The organism is Sphingomonas sp. FG14 (genome assembly GCF_057809675.1).
Genome location: NZ_JBMDKK010000002.1, coordinates 68053 through 83013, shown reverse-complemented (window position 1 = coordinate 83013; position 14961 = coordinate 68053). Strand labels below are relative to the sequence as shown.

Genomic DNA, 14961 nt, shown 5'->3' with positions numbered 1-14961 from the left:
CGACGGCGCCATGACTCGCGGGTCATGGCGCCGTTTCGCTGACGTCAGCCCGCCTGCCCCCATCCGCCGCCAAGCGCCTTGAACAGATCGACCCGCGCCGAGCCCAGCCGCTGCGCCGACGCGGCGAGCGCGGCGCGGGCGTCGATCAGTTCGCGCTGCGCGACGAGCAGATCGAGATAGGCGATCGATCCGGCGCGATAACGGGCGTCCGCCAGCTCGAACGCGGTTCCCGCGCGTGTCCGCGCCTCGGCGAGGGCCAAATTGCGCTCGCGCTCGCTGCCGTAAAGCGTGAGCGCCTGCTCCACTTCCTTGAGTGCGGTGATCACCCTGCCGTCGGACGCGGCGAGCGACGCCTCGCCCTGCGCCTCGGCCTGGCGGATGCGGCTGCGCGCGACCGCGACATTGGGGAAGCTCCACGACAGCAGCGGCCCCAGCGAGAAGGAGAAGCTGTCATTGCCGCGCACGCTGTCGTTGCGGAAATAATTGCCCGAAGCCCCCAGGCTGATGCGCGGATAGAGATCGGCGGTCGCGACGCCGATGCGTGCGGTGTCCGCCGCCAGCGTGCGCTCGGCCTCGCGCAGGTCGGGCCGGCGGCGCAACAGGGCCGTGCCGTCGCCCACCGGCAGCGCCGCGACGGGCGATGGCGGCGCGGCGCAGCGCGCGGCATCGGCGGGAACGCCGCCCGGCGCCTCCCCCAGCAGCGCGGCCAGTTCGAACAGCGCGACGCTGCGCTGCGCGTCCGCCGGCGCGATCGCCGCGCGGGCGTTCGCCACCGCCGTCGCGGCGCGCTCGACATCGAGCCTGCCGGCCGATCCCGCCCGCTGCTGCGCCGTCACGATGCGCAGCCCGTGATCGGCGGTTTCGAGCGAGGCACGCGCGATCGTGGCGCTTTCGGCGAAGGCGCAGGCATCGAGATAGGCGCGCGCGGTTTCGGCGGCCACCGTCACCCGCACCATGTCGCGCGCGGCCTCCACTGCCTGGGTGTCGGCGCGCGCCGCCTCGATCGCGCGGCCGACACGGCCGAACAGATCGGCTTCCCAGGAAAGCGACAGGCCGCCCGAATAGCTCATTTGCCGATCCATGCCGCCAACGGGATTGCCCTGGATCGCGTCGCCATAGCTGGCGCCGCCCGAAATGCCGGTGGTCGGCAGGCGGCCGGCGCGCGCCTCGCCCAGCACCGCGCGGGCGCGCGCCAGATTGGCGGAGGCCACGCGCAGATCGGTGTTGGCGGCCAGCGCCCGTGCGACGAGCCGGTCGAGCACCGGATCCGCGTAGAGCCGCCACCAATCGTCGGGCAGCGGCAGCGCCGGATCGGTCGCGGCGGTCGTCGTCACGAACGCGCCGGGCGCGGCCGATGCGCGTTCGGGCGGGCGGTAGTCCGGGCCGACCGCGCAGGCGGCGGTCGACATCAGCATCAGGGCCTGGATCAGTTTACGCATGGGCAAGCTCCGCGGTGGCGAGCTCATGCTCGCGTGCCGTCTGCGCCTCGACGCGGTGGTCGCGCGCGATCAGGCTGTAGACGGTGGGCAGGACGAACAGGGTGAACAGCGTGCCGACCAGCATGCCCATCACCACGACGATGCCGATCGCGAACCGGCTGGACGCGCCCGCCCCGCTCGCGAACAGCAGGGGGACGAGCCCGGCGACCATCGCGGCGGTCGTCATCAGCACCGGCCGCATGCGCACCGCCGCCGAACGACGGATCGCCGCGACCCGATCGAGCCCGTCATGCTTCTGGATCTCGTTGGCGAACGACACCATCAGGATGCCGTGCTTCGAGATCAGGCCGATCAGCGTGACGAGGCCGATCTGCGTGTAGATGTTGAGCGTGGCGAAGCCGAGATAGAGCGGCACCAGCGCCCCGCAGACCGCAAGCGGCACCGTGACCAGGATGACGAGCGGATCGCGGAAGCTTTCGAACTGCGCCGCCAGCACCAGGAAGATGACGATCAGCGCGAAGCCGAAGCTGATCGTCAGCCGGTCTCCCTCCGTCACATATTGGCGGCTGTCGGACAGCCAGTCGATCGTCGTGCCGGCGGGCACCTGCTGATTCTTCAGGAAATCGACGGCCTGGCCCATGGTGACGCCGGGCGCGAGCACCGCCGACAGCGTCGCCGCGTTCATCTGGTTGAACTGGGGCAGCTTGTTGGCCTGTGGGCGCATGTCGATGCGCACCACGGTCGACAGCGGCACCTGTTCGCCCGACGCGGCCTTCACATAAAACCGGCCGAGATTGTCGGGCGTCAGCCGCTGGCCCGGCGGCGCCTGGGTGATGACGTCGTACGACCGGTCGTGCCAGTTGAAGCGGTTGATGTAATTCTCGCCCACCAGGATCGCGAGCGTGTCGGCGATCGCCTCCATCGAGACGCCCATCTGGCCCGCCTTCGCGCGATCGACCACGATCCGCGCCTCCGGGCTGTCGAACGCCAGATCGCTGTCGACAAAGGCGAACAGGCCGCTGCCCCATGCCGCGCCCTTGATGCGTTCGAGCGTGGCGAAGATCTCCGGAAACTCGTCGGACGAACGGATCACCATCTGCACCGGCAGGCCGCCGCTGCCCGCGGGCAGCGGCGCGGGCTGGAAGGCGGTGGCATAGATGCCGGTGATCGCGCCGCCCTTGCCGTTCAGCTCCGCCTGGATCTCGTCGGCCGAGCGGGTCCGCTGGTCCCAGTCCTTCAGGATGACGCCGCCAAAGCCGTTATTGGTGCCGTCGGTGCCGTTGGCGAACCAGCTGCTGCGATATTCGGAAAGCGTGCGGAACATGCGTTCGATATCGCCGCTGAAGCGCGAGGTATAATCGATATTGGCATATTGCGGCGCCTTCGACGCGACGAAGACGTAGCCCTGGTCCTCCTGCGGCGCGAGTTCGCGCTGCGCGCCGGTGAACAACACCACGATCGCCGCCAGCACGCCCAGCCCGACCACCAGCACCGCCGCGCGCGCGGCGAGCGTGCGATCGAGGATACGCGCATAGCCGGCGGTCACCCGCTCCATGTTGCGTTCGATCGCCTGGGCGAGCCGGCCTTCATTGACTTTGGCGTTGAGCAGCACCGAACTCATCATCGGCGACAGCGTCAGCGCGATCACGCCCGATACGATCACCGATCCGGCGAGGGTGAAGGCAAATTCCCGGAACAGCGCCCCGGTCAGCCCGCTCATCAGGCCGATCGGCGTATAGACCGCCGCCAAGGTGATCGTCATCGCGATCACCGGCGCCACGATCTCGCGCGCGCCGATCAGCGACGCGCGGATCGGGCTCAGCCCCTCCTCGATATGGCGGTGGATATTCTCGACCACGACGATCGCGTCGTCGACGACCAGGCCGATCGCCAGCACCATCGCGAGCAGGGTCAGCAGGTTCAGCGAGAAGCCGAAGGCCAGCATCAGCGCGGCGGTGCCGACCAGCGAGAGCGGGATGGTGATCACCGGGATGATGACCGCGCGGAACGAGCCCAGGAACAGGAAGATGACGATGATGACGATCACGATCGCCTCGACCAAGGTGTGCGTGACCTCGTCGATCGAGGCGTTGACGAAATGCGCCACGTCGAACTGGTTGAAGACCTTCAGGCCCGGCGGCGCGACCTTCTGGATGCCGGGCAGAAGATCGTTGACGCCCTTGATGATCTCCAGCGGATTGCCGTCGGGCGTGGGCGCGATGCCGATGAACATGCCCACCTTGCCGTCCGCGGCCGCGTTGGAATCGTAATTCTGCCCGCCGAGCTCGAGCGTGGCGACATCGCCCAGCCGCACCAGCCCGTCGGCCCCGCTCTTGACCACCATCTGGCGGAAATCCTCGACTCCGGTCAGGTCGGTGGTGGCGGTGATGTTGATCGCGGTGTCGCTGCCCTTGAGCTGGCCGGGCGCCGCCTGGACGTTGTTGGAACGCAGCGCCGCCGCGATGTCGCTTGCCGACAGATTGCGCGCGGCGAGCTTGGCGGGATCGACCCAGATGCGCATCGCCAGCGCCTGCCCGCCCTCCAGCTTGGCGGAGGCGACGCCGGGAACGGCGGTGATCAGCGGCTGGGCGACACGCGTCGCGAAATCGGTGATCTGCGGCACGCTCAGCGTATCGCTGGTGAACGAGATATACTGGATCTCGGACGCGCCATCGGTGATCTTGGTGATCGCCGGATCGGTGGCGCCAGGCGGCAGGCGATATTTCACCTGCTGCACCTTGGCGAGGATTTCGGTCATCGAACGGTCGGCATTGGCGTTGAGCACCAGCTTGGCCTTGACCTGGCTCTTGCCCTGGCTCGACGTCGAGGTGAGATATTCGATGCCGTTCGCGGTCGCGATCGCCTGCGCGATCGGCGTGGTGACGAAGCCCTGCATCACGTCCTGCGTGGCGCCGGGATAGCCGGTGTCGATCACGATCGTCGCGCTTTCCATGTTCGGATATTGCCGGACGGGCAGCAGGAAGAGCGCGGCGCCGCCGACCAGCAGGATCAGCAGGCTGACGACGATCGCGAGGATCGGGCGGCGGATGAAGATGTCGGTGAAACGCATCTCAGCGCGCTCCGGCCGGGCGGGCGGGCGCGACGACGACATCGGCGCCGGGCTGCACGCGAAGCTGCCCCTCCGTCACGACGACGTCGCCGGGCTTCAGCCCGCGCGTCACGATCACGCGGTTGCCGATGCGGCGCCCGGTCGTGACCGAGACCGCTTCCGCCTTGCCCTTGCGGCGCGCGTCGGGGCCACGGATCACGGTGACGCTGTCGCCCGAGGCCGATGTCTGGATCGCGGTTGCCGGCACGACCAGCGCGCCCTGTTCGGGCGGCAGCGCGAGCGCCGCCGTCACGGACATGCCGGGGCGCAACGCGCCGTCGCGATTGGAGAGCATCGCCTGGACCGAGACGTTGCGCGTGTCCGCGCCGATCCGCGGCTCGATCGCGTTGACACGCGCGGCGAAGACGCGGCCGGGCCACGCATCGACGGTCACGTTCACCGTGGCGCCGACATGCAGCCGCGCGAGTTCCTGCTGGGGCAGCGCGAAATCGACATAGAGCGCGTCCAGCGCGGTCAGGGTCGCGATCGGATCGCCGGGATTGAGATATTGGCCCGGATTGACCCGGCGCACGCCCAGCACGCCCGCGAACGGCGCGCGCACCTGTTTCTGCGCGATCCGCGCGTCGAACTGCTGGACGGAAGCGACAGCCTGGTCACGCTCGGCGCGGCGCTGCTGGAGCAATTCGCGCGGTTCGGCGCCGCTGGGCGCCAGTTCCTGCGACCGCGCAAGCTGGACGCCCGCGAAATCGGCGCGGGCGCGGGCGGCGCTGCGATCGGCGCGTTCGGGGGCGTCGTAAAGCTGGACGAGCGGCGCGCCCGCCCCCACCCGCATGCCGGCCTCGAACCGGATGGCGACGATCCGGCCGGCGACTTCGGGCGCCAGCATCACTTCCCGCACGGCGCGGAGCGACCCGACCGCCTCGAGCGCGGCGGGCACCTCGGTCGGCTCCACGGCGATCGCCGCGACCGGAACAGGGGGCGGCGCACCCTGCGGCGCTGCCGAACTGCGCGCCGTTCGCCAGCCATAAAGCAGCGCGAACAGCAGCAGCACCGCGACGAGCGCGATCAGCAACGGGCGCCCGCCAAGGCCGCCAAGGCGCGCTGGCACGGGGGATTCTGGGGTCTCGGTTGTCATGATATCGCGTTTCCGTCATGAACCGACTATGAGTCGGAATTATTGCGAACGATTATTATTTAAGCGTCGATCGGTCAAGCCACTCGCACTTTGACGATCGAGCGCGCAGGATCGTGACATGAGCGAAGGAAAATATGGCCGCCCCACCCGCATGGACCGGCTGAAGTCGCGCCTGGCGAACGCCGAACCGCCGCCGCGCCGCGCGGACATGCGGCGCGCCTCGCTCGTCGAGGCGGCGGGCGTGCTGTTCGTGGAGAACGGCGTTGAGGCGACGACGGTGGACGAGGTGGCGGCGCGCGCGGGCGTCGCGAAGGGCACCTTCTACCATTATTTCGATACCAAGGCGGATCTGCTCGACGCGCTGCGCACGCGTTTCTCCGACGAGTTTCTCGATCGCATCCTCGCCGCGACCGGCCGCCATGCGGAGACCGACTGGAACGGCCGGCTGACCGCCTGGATCATCGCGGCGGTCGACGCCTATTTCGACATGCGCGCGCTGCACGACGTGGTCTTCCACGGCGCGGAGATGCCGCTGCGCGAGGCGATGGGCGATATCCCGCTGGTGCGCAACCTGGCCGACCTGCTCGCCGCCGGGGACGCCGCCGGCATCTGGGCGGTCGACGATCCCGCCAGCGTGTCGGTCGTCATGTTCCACGGCCTGCACGGCGCCGTCGACGAAACCATCGTCACCGGCCGCACGCCGGGGCAGATCGGCGACATGCTCGCCCGGCTCTATCTGCGGATGATCGCCGCCTGATCGGGCGGAACCCCGGAAAACCGGGACGGCGGCGCATGATGGGGACGACAAGACTGCTTCCTTTTCGAATCGGAAGCGCCCCTATAAAACCTCAACAATAGTTGAGGTAAATAGGGAAACCGGCATGCGCGTAAAAGTCAGGCCGTTCGATGTGCATCGGCCGTTGAGCGTGGGCGAGGTCGCCGCGCGCGCGGGCGTGCCCGTCTCCACGCTGCATTTCTACGAGGCGCAGGGCCTGTTGTGGAGCGATCGCAACGCCGGAAACCAGCGGCGCTACGGCCGGGGCGTGCTGCGCGCGGTGGCGGTGATCAAGATCGCCCAGCGCGCGGGCATCCCGCTCGCGACGATCCGCGAGCGGCTGGCGACGCTCGGCCATGGCCCCAGGGTGACCGCCGCCGACTGGGCGCGCCTGTCCACCGAATGGCGCGACGAACTCGACGACCGGATCGCGCGCCTCACCCGCCTGCGCGACCAGATGAGCAGTTGTATCGGCTGTGGCTGCCTGTCGATCGAGGACTGCCCGTTACGCAACCCGGAGGATGCGCTTGCGCGCGAAGGCAGCGGCGCGCGACTGCTCGACCCGGATTGATATCGACCCACCGCCCCCTCCTGTCAGCCCCGCGAAGGCGCGCGGTTGTCCGGCAATGAGCGAAGAAGCTCAATATCGAGACATGGTGTGGTACGGATCCATAACAAGCCGGATTCACATCGCCGCCGCCACCAGATCCGTTCGGGCTGGCGCACTATTCGGACACCACTGCGCGAAAGCGGGGATCCGGCCTTTCCGTGAAGCATCAGCCGGATCCCGTTCCGAACATCAGCTTCCGAACTTGACCTTCCCGGTCACGCCGAACACGCGCGGATGCGGGCGCAGGCGGATGCCGCCCAGGCCGAAATTGTCCTGCGTGCCGGTGTAATAGTCGGTCTTCGTCAGATTCTCGATATAGCCGCCGATCTCGAAACGGCCGGTGGTCACACCCAACCGCAGATTGACGACGGCATAAGCCGACGGATTATAGGGGAAGCGCGGCAGCCCGAGCTGTTCCGATGCGACACCTTCCAGATCGCCCGCCGCCGCCGAGCGGAAGTTCAGCTCCGCGCGGCCGTACAGGCTCAGATCGTCGGTCATCTGACGCTCGTAATCGAGCGCGGTGGTGACGGTGAATCGCGGCGTCTTGGGCAGGCGCAGCCCGGTCAGGTTGACCGAATTGCCGCCCGCGAGCACCGCCAGCGGGAAGCTGTCGAACTTGCTGTCGAGATAACCGAAGGCGACCATGGCGCGCAGTTCGCGCGACAAGCGCCCCTGCAATTCCATCTCGAAGCCCTTGTTGGAGGCCTTGGCCGCATTGAGCGTCAGCTCGACCGCCGAGCTGATGTCGTTAGGATCGCGCAGGAAATTGGTCTGCACCTGAAGGTCTGACCATTTCAGATAAAAGGCCGACAGGCTGTATTGCAGCGTGTTGTCGAGCGCGCTGCCCTTGATACCGACTTCGTAGTTCCACAATTCCTCGGGCCGGAATGGCGAGGTGATGCCCGAATTGATGTCGACGCCGCCGGCCTTGTAGCCCTTCGACACCGACGCGTAGATATTGTCGTTGTCACTGAATTCGTAGCGCAGCACCGCGCGCGGCGAGAAATCGGTGAAGCTCTTGCTGCCCGCGATATCGGGCACCGCGCCCTCGAACGCGACGACGCCGAACGCGCTGTTGCTGATCTTGTCGCGGGTATAGCGCCCGCCCACCGTCAGGTGCAGGCGATCGAGGTTGAGCGTCACGTCGGCGAAGGCCGCCATGCTCTCGGTCTTGAAGATCTTGTTGTTCTCGTTGATCCGGAAGCCCTGCGGGATCGGCGGCAACAGGCCGATGACATTGCCCGTCAGCGGATCGACATAGCTGGTGTCGGCGCCCGCCTGGATGCTGTTGAACTGGCGGATGCGATCCTTCGCGTAGAGCGCGCCCACGACCCAGTCGAGCTTCTGCTTGCCCGTCGACTGCAAGCGCAGTTCCTGGCTGAACGAACGACCGCGATTGCGGTTGATGCGGTTGATCGCATCGGCGGAGATATTGTCCTGATCGAACAGGCGACCGTTCTTGCTGTCGATATAGCCGGTCACCGAACGCAGCGCGAAGCCGTCGAAATCGACCGAGATACGGTTGTTGATCAACAGGAACTTGTTGCGGTTATATTCGGGCGCATTGTGGTTCACCCGGCGCTGGTTCGTCGGATAGAAGCCGACGCCGTCGGGCAGCGCCGCGAAATCGGGGCCGAAGATGCTCTTGGTGTCGAGGTCGAGCACGCCCGAGGGCACCGTGGCGTCGAAGCCCTCGTCCTCGTCCGAATAGGCGGCCGAGAGGTCGATCGTCACATTGTCGGTCGGCTGCGCGCGCATCGCGCCGCGGAAATGGAGATATTCGTAGCCGCTGTTGGGCGTGCCCTTGGGGTTGATGTTGCGGATCAGGCCGTTGCTCTTGTCCCAGGATGCGAGGCCACGGAAATACAGGCCCTGGGCCAGCGGCACATTGACGATGCCATAGGCCTTGTAGGTATCGAAGCTGGCATATTCGGCGCCGCCTTCGGCATAGAAGTCCGGCCCCGGCTTCTTGGTGGTGATGTTGAGCGCGCCGCCCGATGCGTTGCGGCCGAAATAGGTGCCCTGCGGCCCGCGCAGCACCTCGACGCGCTCGACGTCGAGCAGCGGCGGATTATAGGTGCCGTTGGCGGTCGAGCCGACGCTCAGCTCGTCGAGATAATAGCCGATCGACTGCTGGGTCGACGCCTCGCCGAGATCGATGTTGCTGACGCCGCGGATCGAGATGTTGATCGAGCGGTTGCCGGTCTCGCCATCCTCGGTGAAGCTGACATTGGGGGCGAAGGCCAGATAATCCTTGGCTTCGGAGACATTCGCCTTTTCCAGCGCCTTGGCGGAAAAGGCGGAGATGCTGATCGGCACGTCGCGCAGATTCTGCTCGCGGCGCTGCGCGGTGACGACGATCTCGTCGCTGGAAACCGGCGCGGCGGCCTCGGCGGCGGTGGATGCGTCCTGCGCCATGGCCGGGATCGCCGCGACGATCGAAACCGTGGCCGTGGCCGTGAGAAGCAAGGTCTTGCAGGTCGTTCGCATCGATATTCTCCCCGATCCTTAAGCCCTTGCGATCAGGCGTCTTTGCTGACGTCCTGTCCCGCATGCCGGGCCAAATCTTTCGGGCGAACTATCGGCTGAGGCCGCTTGGGGCTTCAAACGAAGCTTACTGATCGCGACCATAATCCTCGCTAATCCAATCGGGGCATATCGGACCCGCGACCATCAAACCACCTAATGGCCGCCAAAAGTTTGATTCAATTGCCACTGACGGCCTGTTTCGGACACGATTCCGCCAACAAAACATCTTGCGTCAAAGAGGCGGATTTCATGTCGAAGAGCGGGGCCGAGGCCCTTTTGGGCCAGTTGATGGTCAATGGGGTCGATACTGTTTTCGGATTGCCCGGCGGGCAACTCGATCATTTCTTCGATGCCATGCACGGCGCCGGAGACAGGCTGCGCCTGTTCGGCACGCGCCATGAACAGGGCGCCGCCTATATGGCGTTCGGCTATGCCCGGTCCACCGGAAAACCGGGCGTCTATACCGTCGTTCCCGGCCCCGGCGTGCTCAACACCACCGCCGCGCTCTGTTCCGCCTATGCCACCAACGCGCCGGTCTTCTGCCTGACCGGGCAGATCCCGACGGTGGGGCTGGGCAAGGGCATCGGCTATCTCCACGAACTGCCCGACCAGCTCGCGACGATGCGCACGCTGACCAAATGGGCCGACCGCGCGATGACGGTGGAGGGGGCGCCAGCCCTGGTCAACGAGGGCTTCCGCCAGATGCTGAGCGGACGCCCCCGGCCGGTCAGCCTGGAAATGCCGATGGACGTGATGGGCGACCGCGCCGAAGCGGACCTGCTGCCCGCCGCGACGATCGACAAGGCCCCTGCGCTGAACGACGACGCGATCGCCGATGCGGTCGCGCTGCTCAAGACCGCGCGCAATCCGCTGATCATCGCGGGCGGCGGCGCGATCGCGGCCGGCGCGTCGCTCCACCAGCTCGCGGAGATGCTGCAGGCGCCCGTCGTCTCGTTCCGCAGCGGGCGCGGCGTGGTTTCCGATCGGTCCTATCTCTCGCAGATGTTCCCGGCGGGCTATGAGCTGTGGAAGAACGCCGATGTCGTGATCGGTCTCGGCACGCGGATGGAGCAGCAATATCTCTATTGGAAAGTGCCGCCGCACATGAAGGTGATCCGCATCGACATCGATGCGGAGGAGCTGGACCGGATCGCGGCACCCGCCGTCGCCATCCATGCCGACGCCGCCGACGCGGTGCCCGCTTTGGTCGAGAAGCTGGCGGGCGTGCTCGACAGGCGCGCCTCGCGCGAGGACGAGTTGACCCAGCTCGCCGCGCGGATCCGCGGCGATGTCGAGGATCGCGTCCAGCCCCAGGCATCCTATCTGGCGGCGATCCGCTCCGCCCTGCCCGACGACGGCTATTTCGTCGATGAGATCACCCAGGTCGGCTATACGTCCTGGTATGCCTTCCCGGTCTATGAACCGCGCCATATCGTCACCTGCGGCTATCAGGGCACGCTGGGCTATGGCTATGCGACCGCGCTGGGCGTGAAGGCCGCGCACCCGGACAAGGCGGTGGTCAACATCGCGGGCGATGGCGGCTTCCTGTTCACCGCCAACGAGATGGCGACCGCCGCGCAGCACAATATCGCGCTGGTCACGGTGCTGTTCAACAACAACAAGTTCCAGAATGTGCAGCGCCAGCAAAAGGAATGGTTCGGCGGCCGGCTGATCGCGTCCGACCTGAAGAACCCCGATTTCTGCAAGTTCGCCGAAAGCTTCGGCATCCGCGCCGAACGCGTCACCACGCCCGAGGCGCTGCACAAGGCGGTGAAGGCCGCGCTCGAACGCAACGAACCCGCGCTGATCGAGGTGCCGTGCGGCGACATGGCGTCGCCCTGGCCCTTCATCATCCGCCCGCCCGCGTTCGAGGGCGTGGAGTAAGCGCAATGACCGATGCGCGCCCCCGCCCCCTGCCCGCGATCGCCGGCCTCGCCCCCTATCGCCAGGGCAAGATCGCGCTCGACGACGTGGCCCAGCCGCTGAAGCTGTCCTCGAACGAATCGATGCTCGGCCCCAGCCCCCGCGCGCTGGAGGCCTATCGCGCGCTCGCGTCCGACCTTCAGCTCTATCCCGACGGGTCGCAATCGGCGCTGCGCGCGGCGATCGGAGAGGTGCATGGCATCGATCCCGACCGCATCGTGTGCGGCAACGGATCGGACGAGCTGATCCAGTTGCTGATCCGCACCTATGCCGGCCCCGGCGACGACGTCGTGCTGAGCCAGTTCAGCTTCGCCATGGCGTTCGTGCACAGCATCGCGCAGGGCGCCAATGCGATCAGCGTGGCCGAACCCGGCCTGCGCCCCGATGTCGATGGCCTGCTGGCGGCACTGACGCCCAATACGCGGATGGTCGTGCTCGCCAGCCCCAACAATCCGGTGGGCCAGTATCTGCCGCGCGACGAACTGATGCGGCTCCATGCCGGGCTACCGGGCGACGTGATCCTGCTGCTCGACAGCGCCTATGCCGATTATGTCGACGCGCCCGATTACGAGGCGGGCGCGGTGCTTGTCGGCGCGCACGACAATGTCGTGATGACGCGCACCTTCTCCAAGCTCTACGGGCTGGCCGGGCTGCGCATCGGCTGGATGTACGCGCCGCCCGCGATCGTCGACATGGTGCAGCGCATCCGCACACCCTTCAACGGCAATGCCGCGGCACTTGCCGCCGCCGAGGCGGCGGTGCGCGACGTCGATTATGCGGCGATGGTGCGTGCGGAGAACAATGCGGAGCTGGCGCGGATCGCGAAGGCGCTCGACCTGGCGGGGATCGAGGTCATCCCCTCGTCCGCGAATTTCTATCTGGTCCGCTTCCCCGCCGCCGGCCGCGATCCCGAGGGCGCCGCGCATTCTCTGGAGGCGCGCGGCATCATCCCGCGCCCGGTTTCCGCCGGCGGCCCCGAAGCGGCGCTGCGCATCTCGGTCGGCCGGCCACACCAGAATGATCGCGTCATCCAGGCGCTGACGGACTACATGGCGTCATGACCGACGCGCTCGCCCCCCAGACCAGGTCCTTCCTGGCGGCGCCACGCCCCTTCCTCGCCGGCGCGGCCTGGACCGAGGGGGCGGGCGCGCCGATGACCGGCATCGATCCGGCGACCGGCGCGGCGTTCGGGACCGCGCACGCGGCCGGCATCGCCGATCTCGACCGCGCCGCCGAAGCCGCGTCGCAAGCGTTCGCGGACAAGAGATGGCGCGGCAAGACCCCCGCCGAGCGCCAGCGCATCCTGCTGCGCATCGCCGAGCTGATCGAACGCGACGCGCAATTGCTCGCCGAACTCGAAACGCTCAACGGCGGCAAGCCCTTCGGCGCGGCGTTCCATGGCGAAGTCGCGCACAGCGCCGAGACCTTCCGCTATTATGCCGGCTGGGTCACCAAGATCGACGGCGGCACCTTTTCCCCCTCGCTGCCCGGCCAGAGCTTTCTCGGATACGGGATCAGGGAACCGATCGGCGTCGCCGGGCTGATCACGCCCTGGAACGGGCCGCTGGCGCTGGCGGCATGGAAACTCGCGCCCGCGCTCGCCGCAGGCTGTTCGGCGATCCTCAAGCCATCCGAACTGACGCCGTTCACCACGCTCCATCTCGCCGCGCTCGCGCTGGAGGCCGGCGTGCCGGAAGGCGTGATCTCCGTGCTGCCGGGCATCGGCCGCGAACTGGGCGCGGCGATGGTCAGGCATCCGCTGATCGCCAGGATCTCGTTCACCGGATCGACGGCGGTGGGCCGGCAATTGATGGCGGACGCCAGCGCCGGGCTGAAGCGGCTGTCGCTCGAACTGGGCGGCAAATCGCCCGTGCTGATCTTCGCCGATGCCGATCTGCCGCAGGCCATCGCGGGCGCGGCCGATGCGATCTTCGGCAATGCCGGCCAGGTCTGCGTCGCGGGATCGCGCCTCTATGTCGAACGATCGGTGCTGGACGAGGTGGTGGCGGGCATCGCGGCCCATGCCGCCGCGCTCAAGCTGGGATCGGGCTTCGCGCCCGATACGCAGATGGGCCCGCTGATCAGCGCCGCGCATCGCCAGTCCGTCCACGGCCATGTCGAACGCGCGCGAGCGGCGGGCGCGCACGTGGCGACGGGCGGCGCGATGCGCGACGGCCCTGGTTTCTTCTACGAACCCACCATCCTCACCGGCGTCGACCAGACTAGCGAGATCGTCCGCCAGGAAGTGTTCGGCCCGGTGCTGACCGTCATCCCCTTCGACAACGAGGCGGACGCGCTGCGCCTGGCCAATGATTCCGATTATGGCCTCGCCGCGAGCATCTGGACGCGCGACGTCGGCCGCGCACACCGCGTCGCCGCCGATATCCAGGCCGGCATCGTCTGGGTCAACAGCCATGGCTTTCCAGAACTCGCGATGCCGATCGGCGGCATGAAGCAATCGGGCCATGGCCGCGAGCACGGTTTCGCGGGACTCGAGGCCTTCACCGAATTCAAGTCGGTGATGGTCCGGACTCTTTGAGGAACAGTTCGGCCTCGTCGAGCATCCAATAGGCGAAGGCCTTCACATTGGCCTCGTCCGACACGCTCCTGCGGCATACCACATAATAGGCGTCGTCGAGCATCAGCGCTTCCACGAACGGCCGCACCAGCACGCCGGACTTGACCTCGTCCGCCACCAGCGGCCAGCGGCCAAGCGCGACGCCATACCCCGCCATGCAGGCGCGCTTCACCAGATGCGAATGGCTGAAACCGAAGCCGCGCCGCACGTTCACGCCACGTATGTCGAAATGGTTGAGGAACTCGGTCCAGTCGATCGCGAAGACGTCATGGAGCAGCGGCAGCATGCCGAGTTCGGCCAGCTCGGTCGGGGCGCCGTGGCGTTCGAGCAGTGACGGCGCGCAGATCGGCACCACGCTTTCGCCCATCAGCTTCTCGACCTGGAGATTGGGCCAGCCGCCATTGCCGTATCGGATCTCGATATCGGCATCCCCGCTCGACAGCGCGTCATCCTCCTGCCGCTTGGCGATGAAGCGGACGTCGATATCGGGAAAGCGTTCCTGGAAACGCGACAGGCGCGGAATGATCCACGCGCTGGCGAAGGAATCGAAGGTGGCGACCGTCAACGGCACCACCTGGTCACGCTCCAGCGCCTGGCCCGTCGCCTCCGCCATGATGTCGAACGCGCGGGTGAGCGGCCCCACCATCGTCTCGCCCAGCTCGGTCAGCTTGATCGTGCGGCTCAGCCGCTGGAACAGCGGCGCGCCCAGCCAGTCCTCCAGCGCCTTCACCTGATGGCTGACCGCCGCCTGGGTTACGCACAGCTCGTCGGCCGCGCGCGTGAAACTCAGATGCCGCGCGACGCATTCGAACACGCGCAGGCCAAGCAGGGGTGGCAGCTTCCGGTTCATCGCGTCTCCCTTCGCATCGATAAGAAAATCTGATCGCGCCGATGACCAG

10 protein-coding genes are annotated in these 14961 nt (G+C 67.3%); 5 read left to right on the top strand and 5 right to left on the bottom strand.

Annotated features, from left to right (window positions below):
* Nucleotides 1-44 precede the first annotated feature (44 nt).
* Genes ACODTA_RS08530 through ACODTA_RS08520 form a run of 3 tightly spaced genes read right to left on the bottom strand, consistent with a single transcriptional unit; the run spans nt 45 to nt 5644 of the window.
* A complete protein-coding gene (locus tag ACODTA_RS08530; protein ID WP_489065475.1) occupies nt 45-1439 on the bottom strand; it encodes an efflux transporter outer membrane subunit in 1395 nt (464 codons plus the stop codon).
* Nucleotides 1432-4509, bottom strand: coding sequence for an efflux RND transporter permease subunit (locus tag ACODTA_RS08525; protein WP_489065474.1), 3078 nt, complete (start codon nt 4507-4509; stop codon nt 1432-1434). Before ACODTA_RS08525 ends, ACODTA_RS08530 begins: the two co-directional genes overlap by 8 nt.
* Before the next feature lies 1 nt (nt 4510).
* Nucleotides 4511-5644 (bottom strand): efflux RND transporter periplasmic adaptor subunit, encoded by a 1134-nt coding sequence (locus tag ACODTA_RS08520; protein WP_489065473.1) that lies wholly within the window; start codon nt 5642-5644, stop codon nt 4511-4513.
* A gap of 118 nt (nt 5645-5762) precedes the next feature.
* Here ACODTA_RS08520 and ACODTA_RS08515 point away from each other — a divergent pair, with 118 nt between their 5' ends.
* Together ACODTA_RS08515 and soxR are read left to right on the top strand one after the other, a co-directional pair.
* Nucleotides 5763-6401, top strand: coding sequence for a TetR/AcrR family transcriptional regulator (locus ACODTA_RS08515; RefSeq protein WP_489065472.1), 639 nt, complete (start codon nt 5763-5765; stop codon nt 6399-6401).
* Between the two features lie 124 nt (nt 6402-6525).
* Nucleotides 6526-6990: a redox-sensitive transcriptional activator SoxR gene (soxR, locus tag ACODTA_RS08510; RefSeq protein WP_489065471.1), complete on the top strand. Its 465-nt coding sequence runs from the start codon at nt 6526-6528 to the stop codon at nt 6988-6990.
* A gap of 228 nt (nt 6991-7218) precedes the next feature.
* On the opposite strand, the gene ACODTA_RS08505 is transcribed toward soxR, so the two are convergent.
* The gene (locus ACODTA_RS08505; RefSeq protein ID WP_489065470.1) at nt 7219-9522 is read right to left on the bottom strand and encodes a TonB-dependent receptor; all 2304 of its coding nucleotides are present in this window, start codon (nt 9520-9522) and stop codon (nt 7219-7221) included.
* 288 nt (nt 9523-9810) lie between these two features.
* Between ACODTA_RS08505 and ACODTA_RS08500 the strand changes: the two genes are divergently transcribed.
* From ACODTA_RS08500 to ACODTA_RS08490, 3 genes are read left to right on the top strand one after another with little or no spacing between them, the layout of a single operon-like run.
* Nucleotides 9811-11445: a thiamine pyrophosphate-dependent enzyme gene (locus ACODTA_RS08500; RefSeq protein WP_489065469.1), complete on the top strand. Its 1635-nt coding sequence runs from the start codon at nt 9811-9813 to the stop codon at nt 11443-11445.
* A 5-nt stretch (nt 11446-11450) separates the two neighbouring features.
* On the top strand, nt 11451-12545 hold the full coding sequence (locus ACODTA_RS08495; protein ID WP_489065468.1) for a pyridoxal phosphate-dependent aminotransferase: 1095 nt from the start codon (nt 11451-11453) through the stop codon (nt 12543-12545).
* Entirely contained in the window at nt 12542-14023 is a 1482-nt protein-coding gene (locus ACODTA_RS08490) for an aldehyde dehydrogenase family protein (protein ID WP_489065467.1), read from the top strand. Before ACODTA_RS08495 ends, ACODTA_RS08490 begins: the two co-directional genes overlap by 4 nt.
* Here ACODTA_RS08490 and gcvA read toward each other — a convergent pair.
* The gene (gene gcvA, locus ACODTA_RS08485; protein ID WP_489065466.1) at nt 13995-14912 is read right to left on the bottom strand and encodes a transcriptional regulator GcvA; all 918 of its coding nucleotides are present in this window, start codon (nt 14910-14912) and stop codon (nt 13995-13997) included. The two genes, ACODTA_RS08490 and gcvA, sit on opposite strands and share 29 nt — an antisense overlap.
* Between the last annotated feature and the right edge of the window lie 49 nt (nt 14913-14961).

Coding starts and splice junctions, on each gene's coding strand:
- ACODTA_RS08515 (WP_489065472.1), top strand. CDS start 5,763: ATGAGCGAAGGAAAATATGGCCGCCCCACCCGCATGGACCGGCTGAAG.
- ACODTA_RS08500 (WP_489065469.1), top strand. CDS start 9,811: ATGTCGAAGAGCGGGGCCGAGGCCCTTTTGGGCCAGTTGATGGTCAAT.
- gcvA (WP_489065466.1), bottom strand. CDS start 14,912: ATGAACCGGAAGCTGCCACCCCTGCTTGGCCTGCGCGTGTTCGAATGC.
- ACODTA_RS08490 (WP_489065467.1), top strand. CDS start 12,542: ATGACCGACGCGCTCGCCCCCCAGACCAGGTCCTTCCTGGCGGCGCCA.
- ACODTA_RS08525 (WP_489065474.1), bottom strand. CDS start 4,509: ATGCGTTTCACCGACATCTTCATCCGCCGCCCGATCCTCGCGATCGTC.
- ACODTA_RS08520 (WP_489065473.1), bottom strand. CDS start 5,644: ATGACAACCGAGACCCCAGAATCCCCCGTGCCAGCGCGCCTTGGCGGC.
- soxR (WP_489065471.1), top strand. CDS start 6,526: ATGCGCGTAAAAGTCAGGCCGTTCGATGTGCATCGGCCGTTGAGCGTG.
- ACODTA_RS08495 (WP_489065468.1), top strand. CDS start 11,451: ATGACCGATGCGCGCCCCCGCCCCCTGCCCGCGATCGCCGGCCTCGCC.
- ACODTA_RS08530 (WP_489065475.1), bottom strand. CDS start 1,439: ATGCGTAAACTGATCCAGGCCCTGATGCTGATGTCGACCGCCGCCTGC.
- ACODTA_RS08505 (WP_489065470.1), bottom strand. CDS start 9,522: ATGCGAACGACCTGCAAGACCTTGCTTCTCACGGCCACGGCCACGGTT.